The sequence below is a fragment of the Paracoccus sp. (in: a-proteobacteria) genome (assembly GCF_030538695.1).
Lineage (GTDB): Bacteria > Pseudomonadota > Alphaproteobacteria > Rhodobacterales > Rhodobacteraceae > Paracoccus.
The window spans coordinates 1-4,069 of the sequence record NZ_JAUNTN010000049.1 but is presented as its reverse complement, the minus strand read 5'-3'; the positions used below and the strand labels follow the sequence as shown (position 1 = coordinate 4,069).

3 protein-coding genes and 2 pseudogenes are annotated in these 4,069 nt (G+C 62.9%); 4 read left to right on the top strand and 1 reads right to left on the bottom strand.

Translation table 11 applies throughout. From position 1 onward, the window contains the following. Positions 1-64: 64 nt before the first annotated feature. A protein-coding gene (locus Q4G24_RS16370) for an IS5 family transposase (protein WP_303367604.1) occupies positions 65-825 on the top strand; the annotation gives its coding sequence in 2 pieces (ribosomal slippage) (positions 65-380 and positions 380-825; 762 coding nt in all). Between the two features lie 291 nt (positions 826-1,116). Here Q4G24_RS16370 and Q4G24_RS16365 read toward each other — a convergent pair. Then, positions 1,117-2,718 (bottom strand): annotated as a pseudogene (locus Q4G24_RS16365) (strawberry notch-like NTP hydrolase domain-containing protein); the annotation flags it as partial. Positions 2,719-2,863: 145 nt separating this feature from the next. Here Q4G24_RS16365 and Q4G24_RS16360 point away from each other — a divergent pair. The 3 genes and pseudogenes from Q4G24_RS16360 to Q4G24_RS16350 form a co-directional block, all read left to right on the top strand. After that, positions 2,864-3,121, top strand: a complete 258-nt coding sequence (locus Q4G24_RS16360) for a type II toxin-antitoxin system Phd/YefM family antitoxin (protein WP_303367603.1) — start codon at positions 2,864-2,866, stop codon at positions 3,119-3,121. After that, positions 3,118-3,642: a type II toxin-antitoxin system VapC family toxin gene (locus Q4G24_RS16355; protein ID WP_303367602.1), complete on the top strand. Its 525-nt coding sequence runs from the start codon at positions 3,118-3,120 to the stop codon at positions 3,640-3,642. The genes Q4G24_RS16360 and Q4G24_RS16355 overlap by 4 nt, the downstream gene beginning before the upstream one ends. A gap of 68 nt (positions 3,643-3,710) precedes the next feature. Then, positions 3,711-4,069: pseudogene (locus Q4G24_RS16350) on the top strand (transposase); the annotation flags it as partial.

Sequence of the window (4,069 nt, the reverse complement as noted above, 5' to 3'; positions counted from 1 at the left end):
GTGCGTCCTTCCGATGGTCACAGGTAAGTAGACCATCACATGATGGGACTAAACAGAGCCTTTGATGTCCCGTCGCCGTTACGAACTGTCCGCTCAACACCCGCCGATCATCGCCCCGCTGTTGCCGAATAAGCCTCGCGGTATTCGGCGCGTCGATGATCGGCGGGTGTTGAACGGCATCCTGTGGCGGTTTCGCACGGGATCGCCATGGGCGGAGGTTCCCGAACGCTACGCCCCCCCGACAACCTGCTACAATCGCTTCGTTCGCTGGCGAAAGGCAGGCGTCTGGGACCGTATGCTTGCAGCGGTCTCAGAGGCTTACGACGGTGACATCGTCATGATCGATTCCTCCTGTGTTCGTGTCCACCAGCACGCGGCCACGGGAAAAAGGGGGATGGAGACGATGGCTGCATGGGACGTTCCCGCGGCGGGCTGACCAGCAAGATCCATGCGCTGGTCGATGCCGAAGGCCGCCCTGTCACTCTGCGCCTGACGGCCGGTCAGGTTGCCGACTGCAAGGAGGCCGAAGCCCTGATCGACACTCTCGGTGAGGGCGGCATCCTGCTGGCCGACAAGGGCTACGACAGCGATGCGATCCGCGCCAGGGCCAAGCAGCGAAAGGCTTGGGCCAACATTCCGCCCAAGGCAAATCGCAGGGGAACATTCGCCTTCTCGGCCTGGCTCTATCGCCAACGAAATCTGGTCGAGAGATTCTTTAACCGTATCAAGCACTTCCGGGGCGTCGCAACCCGATACGACAAGGGCCCCGCAAACTATCTCGCCGCCGTCAAATTCGGCGCAGCCCACCTATGGTGTAAGCCGTAATGAGTCTATGTGCTAGGAATGGGCGTGTCAGGCCGGAAGCCTTGGTCGGTCAAGGCCGCCGCCTAACCAATCATCCATAGCGCGCCTGCACACATTGAGTGACCTGATCGACCTCCATATAGCTGATATCTGCGCAGTAGGGAAACCACCCCGACACAGCAAGGCAGCCACCTTTGCAATGCTGAAGCGTGACCTCGGAAATGAAAGGACCGGACTGCTTGATCACCACAAGCTGATGGAGTATGATCGCTAGACGGCGTTCCATGCCAAGGGGCGAGGCAGATGATGGTGCGCATCCTCGATCAGCTTGTCGGATTTGGAGATCCAGAGCGCGCGGCGACGGCCTTGCAGCCAGTTATCGAGAATGATCCCCGCCGATTGCCGCCCCTTGCCCGCGCCGGTGCCATCGCCCAGCATGAAGCCACGCCGGAAACGGATGGCGTCGGGCGCATCTTCGGGCGCGGCGCTAAGGGTGTCAAAACTGTCATCAACGCGCCAATGACCGGCAAGATGGGCGCTATGGGCTTCTCCGGCATAGATCACGGTTTCCAGCTGCGCGTCAGAGAGCAGGTTGTGAATGTTGGCGGGCAGTTTAGGCCGGTAAGAGGGCTTGGGCGGCGCGACTGAACCCATGGCCGCCGATTGCACCAGTTTTGTCGGATGCGCCTGTGCGCCGGGAATGCGGATGCTTTGTAGCCGGTAGGGTTCATAGAGCGCATCCCCCAAGGCTACCCCCTCTGGCGGGGTCCAGTCATGCGTTTCATAGGCCAGATCGACAGCCTCTGGTGCGGGCATCATGGTGGGACGTGGTCGGGTAACCGGCGAGGGTCGGACCGGGGTTAACGGCGCAGAACGGCGGATAGCCGGGTGTGCCGCCCGCTCAACCGACAGGCGTGGTGGCAGAGCCTCACGCAGCCAGCCCATCAGCGTGGCGCAATCCCCGGCCTTGCCGGGTGACGGCGGAAACCGCGCCGGATCATCGGCGGGCCGCTTGTCGATCACCGTCAGCCTTGTGTCGATGGTCGTGCCATGGCGGGCATAGATTGCACCCGATACGGGCGCGCTGAACAACACCCGGCCCGTTTGTTGCATGTGCGTGAAGGCATCGGTCCAGTCGGGACTGTCGGGCACGAGGCTGGCCCCGGTGATTGCCACCAGCCGCCCGTCGGGGGCAAGCCGCGCCAGTGCCGAAGACATATGGCGCAACGCGGCATCCGCCACCCGCCCCCGGACATGGGTCATGGCCGAGAAGGGCGGGTTCATCAGCACCACCGAGGGCGCGATCTCCGCGGGCAGATGATCGTCGATCTGCGCGGCATCGAACCGGGTGACGGCGATGCCGGGGAAAAGTCGCGTCAGCAGCTCCGCGCGGGTCTCGGCCAGCTCATTCAGGATAAGCTGGCCGCCAAAAAATTCGGCCAACACGGCCAGCAACCCTGTGCCGGCAGATGGTTCCAGCACCAGATCATCGGGCGTGATCGCCGCCGCCATTGCGGCTGCCAGCCCAAGCGCCAATGGCGTCGAAAACTGTTGCAGATCACGCGATTCCTCGGAACGGCGCGTATGAGACGGCATCAGCGCCGCCAACCGCTCAAGCATCGGCAGTGCGGCGCTCGGCGATCCGGCCTTGCGTAAAAGCGATTTGCCGTATTGGCGCAGGAACAGCACCAGGGCCGCCTCGCAGGCATCATAGGCCTGTTTCCAGCTCCAGGCGCCGGACGCGTCGAACGCGCCGAAGGCGGTTTCCATCGCATCACGCAGCAGCGCCGCGTCAATGCACCGCCCCTGTTGTAGATGGATAAACAAAGCCTGCGCGGCGGCAAAGCTGGCGACCACCGGATGGGCAGGCGCGACAGGGACCGCCAGAGCGGTCGAAGCAGGGATCAGATTCATGGGAAAACCTCGTGAGGGATCAGGGCCGATCCGCGCCCGCTCTCGCGCCACCCGGATCACCCCCTCACGGCAACCCTCGCACTCTCGCGCCCTTGATTTGGACCATTTGATAGTCCATATTCATGCAAGCAGAATGGAGTGTCCGATGCAGGTGTCCGTTTCCGAGGCGAAAGCCCAATTGACCGAGCTCATCCGCCGCGCCGAGGCCGGGGATGAGGTGTTTCTGACCCGCCACGGTCGGGCGGTGGCACAACTGACCCCGGTTCACGCGCCTGTTGACGCAGCCGCGCGGCAGGCGGTGATCCGAAGGATACAAGTGCGGGCGGCCGCCAAGGCTGGTGGCGGGCCGGGCGCCGCGCGGTCTCAGGACTTTCTTTATGATGATGATGGCCTGCCCGGATGAGTGGCCCGGCAATCGCTATCGATACCTCGGCGCTGATGGCGGTGCTGTTATCGGAACCCGCCGCCCCGGCCTGCACCGAGGCGCTGACACGACACCAGCACCTGCTGATCTCGGCCGGAACCATGGCCGAGGCGCAGATCGTCGCCGACCGGCGCGGCGTCGGGCCTGAGATGGCGGAACTGATCGCCGGGCTGGGGATCGAGACCGCCAGCGTCACCGCTTTGGCCGCACAGCAGGTTGCCGCCGCCTATGCGCAATGGGGCAAGGGTATTCACCCCGCCGGGCTGAACTTTGGCGACTGCTTTGCCTATGCGCTTGCCAAAGATCGCGGGCTGGCGCTGCTTTATGTCGGCGATGATTTTGTCAGGACTGATATTGCATCGGTGCTGAGCAGATTCCCGGCAACATCGGTGGATGAGGTCTTCGGGATGCTTGGCCCGACGAAACCGACACGCAGTGCTGAGGATATGGAGAAAGGCGCTCGGACCGAGACGCGGAGGCAGCATCTAACATACCGCTGAAATAGTTCTGTCTCGCCAGTAATTTGAGAACATGTTTTCCCCTGCACAAAGCAACGTCGGGGGTGAAGATGCGTGGGGCGGACGAGACGAGCGGGTCGCTGTTCAGCTATGTCGATCTGGAGGAGCGCATCGCGGCGCGACACCCTTTGCGCAAGATTCGGCAGGTGGTGAATGACGCGCTGGACAGTCTCGATGCCGAGTTCGAGGAACTCTACACCGATTTCGGTCGCCCCTCGATTGCGCCGGAGCGGCTGATCCGGGCCAGCCTGATCCAGATCCTGTTCTCGGTCCGGTCGGAGCAGCAGTTAATGGGCAGATGAACTACAACCTCTTGTTCCGGTGGTTCGTTGGCCTGGGGATCGACGATCCAATCTGGGTGCCGACGGTCTTCACCAAGAACCGCGACCGGCTGCTGAGCACCGACATG

What these genes read in the sequence shown, in the direction of transcription:
- Q4G24_RS16360 (WP_303367603.1), top strand. Translation starts at nt 2,864, where the DNA reads ATGCAGGTGTCCGTTTCCGAGGCGAAAGCCCAATTGACCGAGCTCATC.
- Q4G24_RS16355 (WP_303367602.1), top strand. Translation starts at nt 3,118, where the DNA reads ATGAGTGGCCCGGCAATCGCTATCGATACCTCGGCGCTGATGGCGGTG.